At 45.8% G+C, this 19,597-nt stretch carries 8 protein-coding genes; all 8 read left to right on the top strand.

Annotated elements, in window-relative coordinates; translation table 11 throughout:
- The first annotated feature begins 2 nt into the window (after positions 1-2).
- Complete coding sequence (locus DDZ15_RS05070) at positions 3-2,057, top strand: fibronectin type III domain-containing protein (protein ID WP_109645731.1); 2,055 nt, start codon at positions 3-5, stop codon at positions 2,055-2,057.
- 119 nt (positions 2,058-2,176) lie between these two features.
- The gene (locus tag DDZ15_RS05065) at positions 2,177-4,192 is read left to right on the top strand and encodes a tetratricopeptide repeat protein (protein WP_158278620.1); all 2,016 of its coding nucleotides are present in this window, start codon (positions 2,177-2,179) and stop codon (positions 4,190-4,192) included.
- A 102-nt stretch (positions 4,193-4,294) separates the two neighbouring features.
- A complete protein-coding gene (locus DDZ15_RS05060) occupies positions 4,295-4,849 on the top strand; it encodes an ECF-type sigma factor (protein WP_109645727.1) in 555 nt (184 codons plus the stop codon).
- Positions 4,850-5,106: 257 nt separating this feature from the next.
- Complete coding sequence (locus tag DDZ15_RS05055) at positions 5,107-10,884, top strand: right-handed parallel beta-helix repeat-containing protein (RefSeq protein WP_158278619.1); 5,778 nt, start codon at positions 5,107-5,109, stop codon at positions 10,882-10,884.
- A gap of 33 nt (positions 10,885-10,917) precedes the next feature.
- Positions 10,918-15,570: an invasin domain 3-containing protein gene (locus DDZ15_RS05050; protein WP_109645719.1), complete on the top strand. Its 4,653-nt coding sequence runs from the start codon at positions 10,918-10,920 to the stop codon at positions 15,568-15,570.
- 2 nt (positions 15,571-15,572) lie between these two features.
- Positions 15,573-16,283, top strand: a complete 711-nt coding sequence (locus DDZ15_RS05045) for an InlB B-repeat-containing protein (RefSeq protein ID WP_109645717.1) — start codon at positions 15,573-15,575, stop codon at positions 16,281-16,283.
- Between the two features lie 159 nt (positions 16,284-16,442).
- Positions 16,443-17,219, top strand: a complete 777-nt coding sequence (hisN, locus tag DDZ15_RS05040) for a histidinol-phosphatase (RefSeq protein WP_109645715.1) — start codon at positions 16,443-16,445, stop codon at positions 17,217-17,219.
- 3 nt (positions 17,220-17,222) lie between these two features.
- Positions 17,223-19,580, top strand: a complete 2,358-nt coding sequence (locus tag DDZ15_RS05035; RefSeq protein WP_109645713.1) for a HEAT repeat domain-containing protein — start codon at positions 17,223-17,225, stop codon at positions 19,578-19,580.
- Positions 19,581-19,597 lie beyond the last annotated feature (17 nt).

The following is a 19,597-nucleotide window of genomic DNA, read 5'->3' as shown; positions in this document are numbered from 1 at the left end:
TCATGATGAGATCGAATATGCCGGAGTTAAATCTGTTAAGAATATTTACACTGTTTTCATCGATAATATTGCTGGCATTTGTTGATGCGGTACAGGCTCAATTTACTCCGGATGGTGATATCCATGCTGTTGTCAGGGCAGATGGCCGGGCATTCATCTATCATGGGGAAGAGATACCCCTGTCACATGGGTTCAATGTATACAGGAAAATTGAAGACGCTGAATGGGTATTGCTTACTGACGAACCTATCTATCCGGTAATAAACGGTTATGAGTTTGAGCGACAGCTGGGGGAAACATATTCATTGCTTTCTGATCTTCTGAATACCGATAGTCCGCAATCTGCATTTTTGAGATTAAGAAGTAATTCACAGACAGGGCTGCTTGCAAGTTTTACAATGCCGGAAGTAGCTCAGGCAGTGGGAAGATTATATATCGATGAAGAAGCTCCATTAGGGCAGACTGCTTCGTATCGGTTTGAGATTGTGGATGATCTGGAAAGGCCAATTGGTCAGGTCATTGAGGGGAGAGCTGCGTTAAACCCTCTCTATCCTCCTGCTCCGGAAAATCCGGAAATCGAACATGAAGGAAGCAGGGTGACAGCAAGGTGGAGTTATGTACCCGCGACCAATCAGGATTCAAGAAATGTGATCCGTTTTCAGATTTTTTATGAAACGGAAGAAAATGGCCCCGTAAAAGCTCATACATCATTTATCGCCCGAACCGATCAGCAAACAGATTATCTATACAGTTTTGATGTTCCTGAGACAGATATAGAATATACATTTTCAATTCACGCCATTGATTTTACGGGACAGCTTTCAGAACCAAGTGAAAGAATTACAGTTGCCATAACAAATAATATTGCACCGGATAGAATTGCCAACGTCCGAGCAGAATCTACAGATGATCATCTGGCATTCGTTACCTGGCCGGTAAGCCCCAGCTTACGCCTCGAAGGGTACAATATCTACCGGGCCAGAAATGATGAAGAGGTTTATGCGCAGATTAATGAGACATTGATGGAGCCTCTGCAGACCGTTTTTGTTGATTCCACCGTTGAGCCTGGTACGCAATACAGATACAGTATTACAGCAGTTGATTCGCTTGGTAATGAAAGCGAAAGAAGTAACCCTGCACATGTTCTGATTATAGATTACAGGATACCTGATCCTGTATCAGTTTTTGAGTCCCGGATCATGCAGGATGGCGCTGTTTCATTAAATTGGAACACTACAGAAGTGCCTGCCGGCTTGCGAAATTATTTGTTGCTTCGAAGACAGATTCAGCCGCAATCGGGGATCAGTTTTACACAGGTAAATAGCGGACCTCTAACCGATACGACGTTTGTTGACAGGGGTATAGGTGGTCAGTTTTTTACAGAAGGTGCTACGTACGAATATGGGATATCCGTTGCCAGTAATAATGGGAGTTACAGTGATACGGTGTACACTGAAATAACCATACCGGATATTACTCCACCCGAACCGCCCACATTGTTTAGACTGGCAATGGAGGATGGACAAAGAGTGGGAATTACATGGAATGCTTCTGAAGACACGGACGTAACAGAGTATGTTCTTTACAGGAACCATATAGAATCGGGGAGAGATACCCTGTTATCTGCATTTTCAACCGGTACGCGTTATTTCAGAGATGAGATGGTAAGAATTGGAGAATCATATGAATATCGTATTTCAGCCGTGGATTCGTTGGGAAATCAAAGTGAATTCAGATCAGATTCCATTACTACACAGTTAAAACATCCTCCGGCTCCCGTTCGCAATGTTCAGGTAGCCTACATGAACAATAGTGTAAAAGTAGTCTGGGAAGATAGCGATAGTGGCCAGGTTGCAGGCTATAAAATTTACAAGGCGGAAGTAGCCACAGGCATTTTTGAATATGTAGGCGAAGTAGCAGCTGATTCAAGAGAATTTATAGATGAAGAAGGAAATGCAGGTTTTTGGTATAAAGTATTTCCCGTTGATTCAAGTGGCAGGGAGGCTAGAACTGCTAAAGCCACACAAGCTATTGAAATCGCTTCAAGGGCATTTTAAATTGGTCATTATATGTTGCATTTCTGATCGATTTTAAATTTTCTAAATTAATTATGCATTCAAATACGTGCTCATTATATAGGTCTCTTAAATATATCTTCTGCTTAGCGACCTTTTTGATGCTTTCTAATTATTCAGGTGCAGCCGCTCAAAATATTCTACCCTATGAGGTGTCGGCAGGAATCCTTTCATTTGAAGAAGGACAGTATTACCAGGCAGTTCAACAACTTGAGAATGCCGTTTCAAAATATCCCATGCGGATAGAACCCCATGTCTATTTGGCATCTGCATACCTCGCCATCGAAGATCACACAGCTGCAATTAATGCTGCAGAGAAAGGATTAGTAAATTTTCCCGGGAATATTCGGCTTAAATTGGTTATTGCGGAAGGGTTTTATCGGTCAGGGGATGATAGGGCGATAAATGAGTATTTAACTATTCTGGACATGCTTGAAAATAATCAGGATTTAGAGACAGAGCATGGAATTACGCAAAATCAGGTCAGGACAACAATAGGAAATGTGTATCAGGGAATGGCAAATGAAGCGTATCAGGATGGGCGCTCTCAAGAGGCTTTAAATCTGTACTATAAAGCAAGAGAATATAGTCCGGACAATATCTCAATCCACAACAACCTTGCGTACATCCTGTTTGAGAATGGAAGACTTGAGGAATCACTTGAGGTGCTCATGCAAGCGAATGAAAGGTTCCCGGGTGCAGAGCAGCTAAGTGTATTAAGGGGGCAAATCTACAACGAATTAAATGATTCAGAAAAACTGCTTGACGTTTATTCGGAGCTATATAGAGACTATCCTGAGAATTTGGACTATGCGATTATTTATGGCCAATTGCTCATGTCTAATAATCAGGCGCAAAAAGCTAACCTATTGTTCGAAACACTGATTTCGGAAAATCCAGGTGAGAAAAAACTATATGATCTTTTGATCAGAATGAATGAACAAAGATATGATTACGGTGGAAAAAGGAATGTGCTCAAAATGCAAAGAAGAGCTTTTCCGGATGACCGGTTGGTAGCTGAAGAGTTGGCGGAGACACACATTCTGATCGAGGAATTTGAAGAGGCAAGAGCCATATACGACTCATTGGCGGTTCACGACCAAAGTGAAAAATATCATGTAATGATTGCAAGATCGTGGGTTTTTGAAGAAGATTTTGATGCTGCATTACAAAAGTATAGATTTGTTATTGCAGAATTTGGTGAAAGCCAGGATCTGCTAATCGATACAGCACAACTGCATAGAATATTGGATCAATCCTCTGACGCTGTTGACCTATTGATAAAAGCCGATTCATTAGGCCCAAAAGAGGAGCTTAAAGTGCAGATTGCTGACTTGCTTGTCAGCCAGGGTGTTCATTCACAAGCTCGTCCATATTTAAATGAACTATTCCAATCCAGGTATGATAGTTATGCAACTTTCTACATGAACAAAATTTCAGATAAGGATCTGTCAAGACAGGAATTGTTGGAAACATACAGGGTCATTCTTAGAGATATGATCACACTGTATGGCGATCTTTTTGAAGAAAACACCGATAAAGTTTCTCAGCGTGTCAATAATATCGGGCCGGTTCTGCCAGAGATATTTCAGAAAGATCCCGTACTAGAGATTCTCGAAAATAGCTTGAATGACGTCTTTACATCCATGTCAGGGCATTTTAATTTTATTGAGAATATTCAGATCATTGAATATGCTCTATTGACACATCCTGAAAGCGCAATACTGCACTATCAGAAAGGTTTAATGGCTTTTAATGATTCAAAACCTATGATAGCACTGGGTTCCTTTAAGAAAGCTGTTGAATATGGTGCAAATGATTACAATTTATATTTCCAGATGGGAGAGATTTACCATGAGCTGGGTGAAACGAAAAATGCAATTCTATCCTTTGAACAAACACGCACATTGAATCCTCAATTTGCTAAAGCATACTCACAACTGATTGATGTTAGCCAGAAAGCCAATCAGCTGGACATACTTTGCGATCGGTGGCTGATGGAGTATAAGACGGATAAAACCAATGATGTCTTTAATGAACACCTCATCGAAGCCCTCCACAAAGCAGACCGGTTCGAGGAAGCCACCCAAATCCTTCGCGATGACGACTCCCGTTAATGCATGGCTTATCCGTTGAATTGGGCTCTCTTTCGAATTAGAAAATTTAGATTGGCAGTTTAGCTCAGATCGTCTATTTTTTAAAAAAATCTATAGGGCGAAATGAGCGAAAAAATATCTGTTCTGATTGATAAAATGCGCGACGGCCAGGATGTCTATGACGATATCTATGCCATTGTCTATGATGAACTGAAACGGATGGCTACGTATAAAATACGTCAGGAGAACCCGAATCTTACCTACTCCAGGACCGAATTGGTGCACGAAACGTATCTGAAAATGGTGAACCAGTCCGAAATCAGCTTTAACGACAAAAGCCACTTTCTGGCTATTGCTTCCAACTGTATGCGGCAGGTACTTATTGATCATGCGAGAAAAAAGAGCGCCGATAAAAGGGGGGGCAACCCGGAAAGGAAAACGTATGTGGATGAAATGTTCAGCCGCGACAGGCAGATGGTGAACGAACTTCTGGATATTGATGAAGCTCTCGACCGGCTTGCAAAACTGAATTCACGCCTCAGCAGCGTTGTAACGATGAAATTTTTCGGTGGAATGAACATCAATGAGATCTCAGAGGTACTCGGTATCTCCGAAAGTACCGTGAACCGCGACTGGGCCAAAGCCCGTGGCTGGCTTCACAAAGAGTTAAAAGGGTAAACAGCTTCAGTTTGCCTCATCTTTATGGATAAATCCGAAGAAGCAAAAAAAAATATTCCGTTGAATGACAAGAGTGTGAGATAAAATCCGCATACCTCAATAAAGGCCGGGGTTTCTCTTGTTTACCTGTGATTATTGTTGGCGGATGAAGAATGAAACCCTCAGTAGCCTGAATTTATAATCAAACTGCGGGTAATTGACAGATGAGTGAATCAAGATCAGAGAATTCTGTCCCTTTATTTCTCAAAAAAATAAATTTGAACCTTATTGAATGCCTTCAATTAAAGCGGTTCAGAAAAATTTTGCTGCTCTTCGGTTTTCTGTTGGTGTGGTCTGCACAGAGTTTTGCCCAGCTGACGGTCAGTACGGATATCGCAGCCAATACGACCTGGACGACAGCCGATAGCCCAGTAACGGTTCAAAACACGATCAGCGTGGCAGAGGGGGCCACACTTACCATTGATCCGGGTGTTACCGTTCAGTTCGACAGCGGAGCATCCCTGCTTGTGGATGGGGCTCTTGTAGCTGACGGTATGGAAGGGAACATAATCCTATTTACATCCTCATCTTTAACACCCGCACCAGGCGACTGGGGATCTATTGAGTTTCGAAACACCAACCCTGTCGGATCTGTGATGGACTATGTTACCGTTGAATATGGTGCCGGCAGTTCCAGAACAGGCATGATTTTCTACACAACGGGTGCTTTCAGTGTCAATATATCCAACGCCATTATCCGTAATAGTGCTGTGCATGGAATTAACCTGCGTGCATCGAACCCTATTATCTCCGGCTCTGACATCTCGAATAATGCTGAATTTGGAGTCTTTACGGATCTTAGCCTCGGCTATTCCGTGCAAAACAGTAATATCACCAACAATGGTGTAGGAGGGATACGTGTACCCTTAAATTCCAATGCTACGATCAACGAAAACAATATTGAAGCCAATCCGGTTGGTATTCTGATTGACAATGGGGGTTCTCCGGAGATCACAAGCAACCAGATTATCAATAACGATGTGGGGATTCAGGTCATTGAAGTAGGTGCCACAGCTCCTGTTATTACAGATAATACTATTTCAGGAAACACCACCTTCGGTGCCGAGAATCTCGGTTCAAATACACTCGATGCCCGGCTCAACTTCTGGGGAAGCTCCTTAGGTCCCACTGTGGACTCCAACCCATCCGGAACAGGGGATGCCATTACAGACAATATTCTGTACGCGCCCTGGAGGTATGGGGCAACGGACCTTCCGGTTACGGAAGTATCTGCAGATATCACCGCGAACACAACCTGGTCAGCGGGGAATGTCTATCACGTTCTAAATAATATTACAGTAAGTGCTACACTGACCATCGAAGCTGGAACCATTGTCAAGTTTGCATCTGGTGTGACGATGACGGTTAGCGGTAATCTGTTGTCCAACGGAACTGCATCCAATCTGGTCATCTTTACATCCGAGAGGGATGATGCGGCCGGCGGCGATTCCAATGGGGATGGGGATGCCACGCTCCCTGCTCCGGATGACTGGGTAATTATCGACATAGAGAGTACCTCAGGCAGCTCGTTATCTTATACAAATATACGCTATGGCGGTAGCGCGAGCAATAACGGAGTTCTTTTTCTGAATGCCGCTACCGTATTGTCAAATATAGTAGTATCGCAAAATGCAGGGAATGGAATTTATGCGACTGTTGATCAAACATTGTCCTGGACACAAATTGGTTCTGTAGATAATACCGGTAATGGTGTTTATCTGCTTGATGTAGCTGCGGATTTTAAGGGAGGAAATCTATCTCTAAATGATGGAAATGGTTTGTATTCTCGTTCAGCTACAGTGGAGAAAATTATCTCATTGGACTTTGTCACAATTGATGGAAATAATAGTAACGGGTTATGGATAGATGGCACAACCAGTCGATTCGGAACTCGTATTTCAATAGTTCAAAACTCCACCATTACAAATAACGGGCAGAATGGATTGCTTATTGAGAATGCAGTATCAAAAGAGACTATTGCTGCACAGAACTATTTTAATAATACTATTGAAGGAAATGGGGGGCATGGAATTAATTTATCCCATAGTCAGCCTGTGGAACAAATAGTCTTTGAAGATAATACTATTCTGAACAATGGACAGAGCGGAATTCTGTCTTCCCGAGCTACATTCATAAATAATACGTTTGAAGGCAATCGTTTTGGAATCGGTGCCTGGAAAAATCTGGGACATGTATATACCGATGGCAGTGGAGTCGATTCGAATACCTTTACAAATAATACATATCCAAATGCTGTAGCTCTTTACGGAACTGAATTAGACGGACTCCTAAGTGATGTCGTTCCACAGAGCTTTCCCAATCCAACATATATTCTTGCTGGAATAAGCAGTCCTGCAGTGGGTAGCAGTGGTGTTTTGAACATCTCCGCCGGGGTAACGGTCAAGGCGTTAAACAGTTTGTCCAACAGGAGCTTCCTTGTTCAGGGAGAGATGAACGCTGAAGGCAGTCCTGTTTCTCCAATTGTTTTTACTTCTCTTCGTGACAATACTTATGGAGGCGAAGTAAACAATGCTAATGACACTGCGGACCCTGCTCGTGGGAATTGGGGTGGTATTGAATTTAATGGTGGAAGTACTCTTAATTCAGTACTTACAGAGGTTTATATTCGATATGCCGGTACCGGTATTCGGTTTGGTTCCTTTGGAGGGTCTCCGCCGGCCTATGAATATGTAAATACATTCCAGAATATCTGGGTGGATAACTCAAGTCGTGATGGGATTCAGGCCCGTGAATCGGCGTTGATTTTTGATGGTCTTCGGGCAACAAACAACGGAAATAGTGGCGTTGAGATAAGTGATGGAAACGGCAATAATGGATTTGTAGCCCGGGTTACCATTCGTAATTCTGAAATCACAGGTAACGGGGGAACCAATACCTTTTTTGCAGGATTGTTGGCCCAGTCATCCGGCGACGGAGCCGCATTTCCTGAAATCTCTAACAGTACCATCAGCGGTAATTCGATCGGGGTTCGAATGAATAACCCAAGCATCCCTGTAAGCCTTATTGGGAATGTAATTGAGACCAGCACAAGTCACGGAGTATTAATAGAATCAGCTAATGTGGCTGAAGACGTTCTTTTTGCTGGAAATCAGTTTTTGAACAATGCAGAATCCGGTGTTGTGAGTAGCCGTGCCCGATTTATCGATAATACGTTTGATGGAAACCGCTTTGGAGTTGGAGCTTGGAAGCGTTTGGGGCACATTTATACGGATGGAGTCGGTGTTGATGGGAATGTTTTTACCAATAATACCTACAATAATGCGGTCGCCATTTATGCCAATGACCTGGACGGACTGCTTAGTACAGTTGTCCCGCAGGCATTTACAAATCCCACATACATTTTAGCCAGCATTAGCAGTCCTGCTGTTGGCAGCGGTGGTGTCTTAAACATCTCCGGTGGGGTTACAATTAAAGCATTGAACAGTCTTTCCAACAGGAGTTTTCTTGTCCAGGGTGAGTTGAATGCTGAAGGCAGTCCGATTTCACCCATAGTATTTACCTCACTTCGAGATAACGCCTATGGAGGTGCTGTAAATCAAGCTTCCGATACAGCAGATCCGGCTCCCGGTAACTGGGGTGGAATAAGTTTTAATGGTGGAAATACAGTTAACTCGGTTTTAACCGAGGTCTATGTTCGCTATGCAAGTACTGGAATTCAGTTCGGCTCCTTTGGCGGGTCACCACCGGCGTATGACTACGTCAATACATTCCAGAATGTGCGGGTAGAAAACGCCCAGCGAGACGGGATTCAGGCCCGTGAATCAGCATTAATTTTTGATGGTCTTCGGGCAACAAACAACGGAAATAGTGGCGTTGAGATAAGTGATGGAAACAGCAATAATGGATTTGTAGCCCGGGTTACCATTCGTAATTCTGAAATCACAGGCAACGGGGGAACCAATACCTTTTATGCAGGATTATTGGCCCAGTCATCCGGTGACGGAGCATCATTTCCGGAAATTTCTAATAGCACAATCAGCGGTAATTCGATTGGTGTAAATATCGAAAGATCTTCCATACCGGTAACGATCCAGTTCAATACAATTGAAAATAATGTTTCCCATGGAATACTTGCCAGGCTTTCAGGTATAGCCACAGAAGAAACCCTGACCATCTCAGGCAATAGCTTCAACGGACATTCCAATGGTACGGGTGCAATAGTCTCCAGAGCGATTATCACAGATAATGTTTTTGAAAACAATGAGTTTCCAATCGGGTTGCTGGGAGAGCTTTCCGTTGAGAGCGGCCCGAACATTGACGGGACGACCTACAGCGGAAATACAATCGGAACTCACACCTATCAGGATGCAATCGCTCTGTACACTCAAAGTAATCTCAGCCTGAACGGTAAACTTGGATTTAACTGGCCGGAGTCCTACACGAACCCGGTATATATACCAATAAACAGAACTACTTACATCAATTCAGGAAACAGGGTTGAAGTTGCACCGGGCACCGTTTTTAAACTGGGGCACACTTCCACAAACGACTATATGTACATCCAGGGCGAGCTGAATGCAGCCGGGCTTGAGGAGAATAAGATCGTCTTCACATCAGTGCGGGATGATACATTCGGAGGGGATACGAATAAAGATTCTAATACTACTCTTCCTGGACGAAATAACTGGGATCATTTGTGGTTTCGTGATGATGGTTCGAGTGCCTCCCTGTTGCAAAATGTCATTGTACGTTATGGCGACCGGAATCTCTACTTTGATAACAGCGATGCGATATTTGAATCCGGATTTTCTTCAAATTCTGTGTACGGTGTATTCACAAATGATACTGCGATTCCAACAATCAGAAATTCGGATATCCATTCAAACCGATATGGAATATATGTCTCTGGTAACTCAGGTGATCCCGTACTTCAGCTGAACAATATTTACGATAACGATGATGCGGGACTCTATGTTTTCAGAGATGTAACCGCCACAGATAATTACTGGGGAGATGCAACCGGGCCTTTTGTAGACCAGGGGCCGGATCTGAACCTCGATGGACTTGGAAACCGAATCTTAATCAGTGGCTCCAATGAGGTAACTTATCGTCCGTTCCTCACCGATCGAACCGGCGTACTGCTGGGCGATGTAAGCGAAAACGGGGATATCTCCGCTTTTGATGCGTCCCTTATCCTGCAGTACCTGGTGGATTTGATTACCCTTGAATCCACACAGCTGGCCGCAGCCGATGTGTCAGGAAACGGCACAATCACGTCTCAGGACGCTTCCTTCATACTGCAGTTCGTCGTGGATATTATTACCGGATTCCCTGGCGCCGGCAAGCTTCCCGCTTTCGAACCGGAAGAGGTTTATGAGGTTTCGACCGAAATCACGGATGCATACTATGACATTGTGATCTCATCGAAAGGAAAACTCAATCTTTTGGGCGGGCTTCTAAAACTTAACTATCCTGCCGATGAGATAGCTTCCGTTGAAATGATCTCGAGCCCTGAACTGGCCGACTGGACAGACCTCAGAAACGAGGGAGAAGGGAAACTTGCATGGGCGCTTGCGGGTGTCAGTCCCATTGAAAACCGGGTGGACGCGTATCATATCCGGTTCCACCTGAAGGATGGAGTGACTCCGGACGCCTCTCAGTTTGAAATTACCAGCCTGGTCATGAACGAAATGGACCTTACCTCGCATGCCGAGGAAGGATTCTCGGAAGAGATTGAAGCTGCCCAGATTCCCGAAATCTTTTCACTCGACCAAAACTTCCCGAACCCTTTCAACCCGGTTACCAGTATTCGGTATAAACTGCCTGTTTCAGGAGAAGTATCGGTGAGGGTCTTCAACTCAATCGGACAGCAGGTGGCGGTGCTTGTGAATAATCAGGTTCAAAATGCAGGCAGTTATCAGCTCGAGTGGAATGCCCTGGATGTAGCCAGCGGGGTGTACTTCTATAGAATTGACGTGAGCGGTGCCAATGGAAAAGCATTTTCTGATGTAAAACGCATGACTCTCATCAAATAATCGCAGCAATCTGTCAATGAAACGGAGAACCGAATGATCAACAGATTTTCAGGCATATTGCTGCTCATGCTGTGGCTCACAGGAGGGATGGCGTATTCACAGAACGTAACGCTGTCGATACCTGATTCAACGGTAGAGGCAGGGGCCACTCTGTTGCTGCCGGTTTCTGTCTCAGAACTCACGGCTGGAGACCAGGTGCTGTCAGGAGAGTGGCAGTTTACGGTCTCATCAGACATTGCTGAAATAACGGGTGTAACAACGGATGGGACACTGCTTCAGGGCAAAGATGTGCAATACAATGCAACCAACAGGGAATTCGCCTTCTCGTCAACAGATCCGGTCACAGGAACGGGTGTGATACTATTCCTTCAGGTACAAATAGCGGCGGATGCGGTAAAGTTTCAGGAGTCTGTAATTGGGATAACAACTGCACAATTCAATGAGGGTACACCGGCTATTGATGCAATCAGCGGCACACTTCGGATCAAAGGGATTTCGCTCACGCCCAAATCACCGTCACCGCCCCTGGTGGTGGGACAAACTTTTCAATTCAACGTATCCGGGGATGTAGCCGAACCGGTTACCTGGAGTTCATCCAATACGGGGATTGCCACCGTGACATCCACGGGTCTTGCGGAGGGAATCACAAGCGGTTCCGTGAAAATTTTCGTCGAGGATGCAGAAGGGCAGAGAGATTCCACGGACTTGTTCAGGGTTGAGCCGGCTACGCTGCTCGATCTTACGGTCGGGGTAAGTGATGCAACGGTTACACAGACGCTTGAAGGAGAGGTGGGGGTTGAAGTATCCGATTTGACAGGACTGGATATTAGATCAGGTGAAATATCGCTTTCATACACTGATACCAAGCTTGAAATACTGTCTTTTTCAACAGCAGGCACGCTTCTGGAAGGGGTAGCTGACCCGGTTATCAATGAAGTGAACAATACGATATCCTTTGCTTTTGCTAGTACAACACCGCTCGAAGGGGCTGGTTCCCTTTTGAATATTCGGTTCAGGGTATTGCGTGAGGCAACCGGAACGGCAACCTTCGCGCCTCTTTCAGCGCGGTTCAATGAATCTTTTGATGCGGCTACGTCAAATGGTACTGTAACCATACAGAATGCACCTGTGATTGACGTGCAGCAGGATGACACTGAGATTACTATTGGTGAAACAACTCAGTTTTCTGTGATTACGGGCGGTACGGCACCATATACTTGGAGATCATCCAATACAGAAGTTGCAACAATAGATGAAAATACCGGGGTAGCAACCGGACTGCGTCGGGGTACGGTAGAAATTGTGGCCATTGACAGTGAAAATTTTGAATCGGTACCGGCTACCCTTGTGGTTAATGATGTCACCGTATCGTTCCCTGATACCGATGTAAGCAGTCTCGATATATTTACGCTGCCGCTACAGACAACCGACATCTCAGGGCTCGGAGCAAACTCGTTCGAAACGGATATTCAGTTCGATCCGGCTGTGCTGCAGTTTGAAGGGGTTGAACAGGCCGGTACGCTGTCTGACGGCTATGCGCTGTCCCTTTCTGAGGAAAGCGGAGTGATACAAATTGCGGCTGCGGGAACTGAAAACCTTACCGGTGAGGGTTCCATACTGAATCTGCGCTTTTCAATACAGGATGGCACGGGTCTGGGTACTACGACTGAGGTAACTCCGATAGCTCTGTCATTTAATGAACCGGGGACCGATACGCCGACAGCCACACTGCGCTCCGGAACAGTCTCATACATTGACAGCAGTCTCCCTGAAAAAGCCGTTCTTTCTTCGCCCGCAAACGGGTCGGTAGATGTTGATCTGCTTCCGGAGTACAGTTGGCAGGCAGCTGCAGCCGCAGAAACCTATGAGATCCAGATTTCTGAAGTTTCCGACTTTTCAACGCTGGTTGAAGATCAGGCCGGATTGACAGGCACCCTTTACCAGATGGTGAACCCGCTGAATGAACTCACCACCTACTATTGGCGCGTAAGAGCGTCAAACTCAAGCGGAAATGGGCCCTGGTCTGACGCTTTTTCATTCACCACGGTACCGGGTACTCCTGTACCTCCTGTACTCACATCTCCTTCCGATGCTTCCGTGAATGTGCCCGTTAATGCCAATTTCGAATGGGAATCCTCACAATTTTCAGAAGAATACTTTATAGAAATTTCTGAACAGCCTGATTTCAGCGTGATTGCTGAGTCCGCGACTGTGAGCGCTCTCACATACCAGGCACAGTCACTGTCGTTCAGCACACTTTACTATTGGCGGGTATCCGGTGTTAACAGCCAGGGAACAGGGGATCCGTCTGCTGTCTTCAGTTTTACAACAGAAGATGATCAACAGGCAGACATCGACCCGGTTGCCTCCACGGTCGCAGCAACCTCTCCGCATGTTGCAGATGGAGCGGATGCATCAGTTGTTACCGTAACCCTGGTTGACACCAACGGCGACCCGGTGACGGGTTTGGCAGGTAATCAGTTTACTATTTCGCTCACAGGTTCAGCCGGTGCCGGCCCGGTTACGGAAACGGCCACCGCGGGAATCTATACATTCGAGGTGACCAACAGCGTGGCGGAACAGGTAACGGTCACGGTCACGGCTGATGGAGTACAACTCAATGATACGCCCTCCATATTGTTTGAAGCGCCTGCAGTGATTATTGATCCTGCAGCTTCCACGGTCGCAGCAACCTCTCCGCATGTTGCAGATGGAGCGGATGCATCAGTTGTTACCGTAACCCTGGTTGACACCAACGGCGACCCGGTGACGGGTTTGGCAGGTAATCAGTTTACTATTTCGCTCACAGGTTCAGCCGGTGCCGGCCCGGTTACGGAAACGGCCACCGCGGGAATCTATACATTCGAGGTGACCAACAGCGTGGCGGAACAGGTAACGGTCACGGTCACGGCTGATGGGGCGGTGCTTGATGATACACCCGCTATCCTGTTTGAGGAGCCCGTACTGGTTATTGACTCAGCCGCATCTGCGGTAACCGCAACGTCACCTCATACTGCTGATGGCAGTGATGCGTCGCTTGTTTCGATTGCGCTGCTCTATACAAATGGTGATCCGGCATCCGGTTTGCCTCAGAATCTGTTCGATATTGTATTGACGGGGTCCGCAGTTGCGGGTCAGATTTCTGAAACGGGCACAGCGGGTACATATTCGCTTGAAGTCACCAATTCTGTAGCTGAGCAGATAACCGTAACGGTGACTGTTGACGGAGTACAGCTAAACGATACACCCGCAATCACGTTTGAAGAACCTCTCCAGATACCGGAGGCTCCGATATTGGTCGATATCACAGAGACTGCATCAGGAACCGAGATACAGTGGAACGCGGCATCTGAAGATTTTACATCAACGTACATCATTTACAGGGGTGATGATATCATGAATCTTCAGCAAATCGGCACTGCCAATACAGGCACGTTCTCATTTCAGGATAATACCCTCCCGGATGGAATTTCTTTTTATGCAATCAGCGCACGCAACAGTGAAGGAGGAGAGAGCGGGTTGTCGAACAGCAAGAGCTATGTGAATTCAGAACTGATAGCGGATACGGATTGGCGGCTGGTAAGCATACCGCTTTCATCCGGTAATGTTGAAGCAGATCTCGCTACGGTATTCTCCTACAGCAATCGGTATACAGTAGCTGAATCACTTGATCCAGCCAGCGGTTACTGGATTAAAACCCGTACGTTTGATGCAGAAACATATAACGTATCAGGAAATGGGTTAGAGCAGGCGGTTATACAACTCAACGAAGGCTGGAATTTAATAGGAGCCATGTCTGATACGATTCCGACTTCAGACATTTCAGATCCCGGAAATATTTTAAGTGATGCATCTATCTTCAGTTACAGCAATGGGCAGTATGAAGCCGTAAATGAGCTTGTACCGGGTGCAGGTTACTGGATTCATGCGGACCAATCCGGTGAAATTGAACTGCAGCTGAATCTGGATCCAAATATGGTACCTCAGGGAAATAAACCCGCATCAATACTTGCAGACCGGCATGCAGAGCCTTCCGGGATATCGGGTGAGTTAATACAGTTTCGAAATGCTGAAAACAGTGCGTCGCTCGCCATTCCCGATTATGGACTTTACAGTAATGAGCGGCTCAAATATCTGCTTCCGCCGGTTGCACCCGATACACCGATCGATATACGAACCGAAGGGGGCTTTTCTGTTATCAAATTTGATTCTGAAACCAGGTTGAATCTAACCGCGATACAGTTTCCGGTCACAATACAGTACGAGGGAGAAATCTCCGATACAGGCAATCACTTCTTACGGTTAAGGGTAATTTATTCAGGCGAAGAGGTCACAACGGATTTGAGTTCGGGTCAATCTTTTACGCTGCATGAAATACCCGAACATCTATCAGTGTCGAGAATTCCAGGGGATGAAAAAATTGCAGAAAGTGAACTGCTTGCAAGCTATCCGAATCCGTTTAATCCGGCTACGACCATTCACTACAGACTGGAAAACACATCCTATGTAAAAGTTGAGGTATTTGATGTTGCCGGGCGCAAGGTGGGTGTATTAGCTGACGGCGTCATGGAGTCCGGTGAGTACAGGGTTCGTTTTGACGCTCAAAATCTTGCATCAGGCATCTACATTGTCCGCTTCCAGAATGGGAATAAACTGGATCTCAGAAAAATTACGCTAATCAAGTAAGGATGAAGAACGTTTTTATAATATTGGTTACGGTGATTGGAATGTTGTTTTTGTCTGCATGCGGAAATTTTGGCTCAGAAGCTGAAACCTTCAATATTTCGGTTAACGTGAATCCACCAAATGCAGGATCCGTTTTAACGTCAGGAGGTGATGAAGCCGGAAACACGGTTCAGTTTTTTGCCGTGCCCAATACAGGATGGGTGTTTGCCGGCTGGACAGGGTCCGTGGAAAGCTTTGACAATCCGCTCACATTTGTGCTTGAAAATGATATCAATCTGACGGCAAACTTCTCCATTTTCAGCAATAATTATGAATACCTGCTTTTACTGTCCGATCAAAACTCTGAGGTGGAACTTCGGCTGGGTCAGCAGCCGGGTGCAACAGATTTCTTTGATTCGGGTGTTGACCTTGAGTCTCCTCCACCTCCGCCGGGCAATACCCTGCACGCCTGGTTTGGCGGGGGAGACCGGGATCTTCTATGGGACTACCGGAATGCCTTTTCACCTGAAGTTATCTGGGACCTGCAGATTAGCGGTGGACAGCAGGATAATCTCACCCTTACCTGGAGCAGACAGGTTGAAGAGTTCAATGGCAGCCTGATATTAACCGATCAGAACGGCACGTTCGAAACCGACATGACAAGCCAAAACAGTCAGTCTGTAAATGCAGCCCAGGCCGAATCACTTCAAATTATTTATCGGTTCGAAGAGTAATCTCAGTTCGTTCACAAGAAGCCACTCATAAGTCCGCCTGAATATATTCAGTCCTGAGATTCAGGCAGATAATCGTATCTTATATGCTGTAGCTGCGCGATACAAGCTGGCTGCTAACCCCGAATATAGAACGATTACCTGATTACCATAAATACAGTTATGGCATTGGACTACAATGAGTTGCGAATTGATGCAATAAAATTTGCAAAAGCCGGCGGAGACTCAACTCTAAAATATTTCAACAAATCATTCGCTCTTGAATTTAAGGATGACGAATCACCGGTAACCAATGCCGACCGGGAAGCGGAGAGTCTTATCCGGGAGATGATTCAAAAGAAGTACCCGTCTCACGGCATTATAGGAGAGGAGTTTGGCAGTGAAAATAAAGATGCAGACGTTGTCTGGATACTTGATCCTATTGACGGCACCAAATCGTTCATACATGGAGTGCCCCTTTATACAACACTGATTGGCGTTCTTGTTCAGAACAGTCCTGTTGTCGGCGTGATTTATGCCCCCGCATTAAATGAAATGGCTGCAGCCGGCAAGGGACTGGGTTGTACCCTGAATGGAAAGAGCTGCAGGGTGAGGGAGTGCAGCGACATTTCAAAAGCCACTTTTCTCACTACCAACGTCAATTCGTTCAGTGACCATGGATTTGAACAGCCGTTCAGGGAACTTGTCGAATCAGCCAGGATACACAGAACCTGGGGGGATGCCTACGGGCATATGCTGGTCGCTACAGGACGGGCTGATATCATGATCGACCCTATACTGAACATTTGGGATGCAGCCGCACTTTTCCCCATAGTAACAGAAGCAGGTGGCAGCTACACAGACGTTTTTGGGAATGGCAGCATTGAAACCGGAAATGCCATATCAACGAATCCTGTATTAAGCCACGAAATATTATCCATATTTGAGAATTACAGATAGAGCATGAAATTCAAAGCAGTTACTGGCACCTTATTCGCAATCACTTATCTCGTAAACAGTCTGTTCAGTCAGGATGTAAACTGGGACTATGAAGCATATCCCTGGATGCCCACTGAATTCCGACACCTTGATGCTGAATTGCGTATAAGTGAAACAGGGCGTATCGAGGGGGATATTTTATACTCACTGAGCATGAAGGATGAAGAGGCAGACTCGCTTATGCTGGATGCTCCCGGACTGGAAATTATTGGGGTAGAGGTTCAAAATGAGCCTGCCGAGAACTATATCAGCAGAGACAAGCTTATTATTGCGCTGCCTCAAAGGTTTGAAAGGGGTCAGAATCTTTCACTCAGGATTCAGTATCGCTCTGAAACAGAGTTTGGAATTCATCAATCGGCTCTCGGCACACGTTTTACATCCAGTCTGCCACGAAGCACGTCTCACTGGCTGCCGGTTGTCGACCATCCCTCGGTTGAGTTTACAGCCGAGTTTATGTTTATTCATCCTGCCGGTAAAAAACTCGTTATGAACGGCCGAGAGGGGGAGGGTTCCGTTGTATCCGTGGATGAAGAGGTGACGGTTTACTCTGTTAATCCTGCAATAACACCGACAGGGCTTAACTGGGCACTGGGTGATCTCAGCATCATTGCTACAACGACCTCTCAGCTATGGCAGCAGGAAACGGATCCGGATATTGTTTCCGCGTTTTCCGGAAGGTCGGATTCACAGATCTATCTCTACTCAGAGTTTGAAACGGACTATGGCAGTGATATCATCACGAATTCTGCACAGTTGCTGCTTCAAATGCAGCAGGAAACGGGAATATCGTACCCATTCAGGGATTTACACCTGATTCTGCTTAAAGATGATTATTGGGAAACGAAACCTTATGGAAGCGGAATCATCTATCTTTTCAGTAACAGGGGCAATATTCCCGGCCAGGTGGAAGAATCGATTGTCAGTCAGTGGTTTGGTGCAAAACTGAGAGAAAGACAGTGGTCAAATCCGGAAGCAGTTCAGATGCTTCGGGGCTGGCAGCTTTCGCGTTCAGATTATGAACCGGTTCAGGGCGGACAATCTCCGCCTCCCTACAATGTATTCGAATCGGGTGAACTGACTCCCTGGATTCATTTCAATGAGACAAGACCGGATCAAAGTGCCTGGGATAAGAAGCTTTCAGAAGTTGTGGGTAACTTGTTTGTTTCCGGTAATTATGTATTGTCATACAATACCTTAGCCGAAGAGGTCTATAAAGTTTCTGGCGTTCCTTTATTCGATGGCGTTACGCTATATGAATCGGTTTCTCAGCTGGATTCTGTTTATACGTACACAGCTGATATTGCGTGGGAAGCCGGATCGGATGCTGCTGAAATTAATTTTCGGGCTGAAAACATTGCAGTTGATGAGCTTGTAAGTGTGAATGTACAAGAGATAACACCAAATGAAGTGCGTTCTCAGCAATTTACGTTTACAGGTGAGAGCGATACCGTTGTACTATCCGTCTCTCCATTTACTGAAAATTTGATTCTTGAGCTTCCGGACTCAGAAAATGTACAATTAAAAGTTAATAAACCCTTTTCGTTCTGGCTTTATCAGTTGCGCAGTTCCAATGAGCCTTCTTTCAGGGTGGAAGCTGCTGCAAAACTGGCAGAGTATGCTGATAATCCGGATCTGCAGCTGGCCCTTACCGATCTGTTGCAGCGTGAAGAGAATGCCGCTGTCGTGGCTCAGATACTTCGATCATTTTCAACTGTTACCAATGGCGCTGCCGGTACACAACAACTTTTTTTGCGCTTCCTGGATTCAGGTAATCCGGACTCCGTTCGCGCTGCAGCGATTGACGGTCTTTCACTTTTCACGGGAGATGAACAGGTTATATCCAGGCTCAGGTCAACACTTTACCAAAGTGAGACAAGCAGTGTTAGAAGGGCTGCAACGCGGTCACTGTATGAGACCACTGAGCCCGATGTATTCCTGAACATTTTGGAACGCTCCATTACGGATGACCTGGCACTGAATGATGTGCCTTATATGCTCAGATTGCTCGCTGATAAAGGGGAGCAGGAGTCAGCTGTCCGGTTTGCTGAAACGTTCCTCTCTGATAATTTTCCATATGAAATCCGTAAAGGTGTACTTGACCTGATACTGCAGTACGATTCATCCGGAGATAGATGGCAGGCTCGTCTGCAACGCCTTCTTTTTGACAGAGATCCCCGTATACGATACCATTCGCAGGAGGCACTGAAGCTGTTACCCAGTGAAGCCGCTAGGGATCTTCTTGACCGTCGGCTGCCCGAAGAGTATGATGAGAGGGTTCGCAGAAAGCTGCAGAGCTCCGTACCGGGGTCAGGTGAACAATGATTATGATTCAGATTTCT

The sequence above is a fragment of the Rhodohalobacter mucosus genome (genome assembly GCF_003150675.1).
GTDB classification, from domain to species: domain Bacteria; phylum Bacteroidota; class Rhodothermia; order Balneolales; family Balneolaceae; genus Rhodohalobacter; species Rhodohalobacter mucosus.
Note: the sequence above shows the minus strand (reverse complement) of the source record. Positions and strands in the feature narration are given on the sequence as shown.

Excerpts from the sequence above, each read along its gene's own strand:
- DDZ15_RS05035 (WP_109645713.1), top strand. The coding sequence starts at position 17,223 with ATGAAATTCAAAGCAGTTACTGGCACCTTATTCGCAATCACTTATCTC.
- DDZ15_RS05045 (WP_109645717.1), top strand. The coding sequence starts at position 15,573 with ATGAAGAACGTTTTTATAATATTGGTTACGGTGATTGGAATGTTGTTT.
- DDZ15_RS05065 (WP_158278620.1), top strand. The coding sequence starts at position 2,177 with ATGCTTTCTAATTATTCAGGTGCAGCCGCTCAAAATATTCTACCCTAT.
- DDZ15_RS05070 (WP_109645731.1), top strand. The coding sequence starts at position 3 with ATGATGAGATCGAATATGCCGGAGTTAAATCTGTTAAGAATATTTACA.
- DDZ15_RS05060 (WP_109645727.1), top strand. The coding sequence starts at position 4,295 with ATGAGCGAAAAAATATCTGTTCTGATTGATAAAATGCGCGACGGCCAG.
- hisN (WP_109645715.1), top strand. The coding sequence starts at position 16,443 with ATGGCATTGGACTACAATGAGTTGCGAATTGATGCAATAAAATTTGCA.
- DDZ15_RS05050 (WP_109645719.1), top strand. The coding sequence starts at position 10,918 with ATGATCAACAGATTTTCAGGCATATTGCTGCTCATGCTGTGGCTCACA.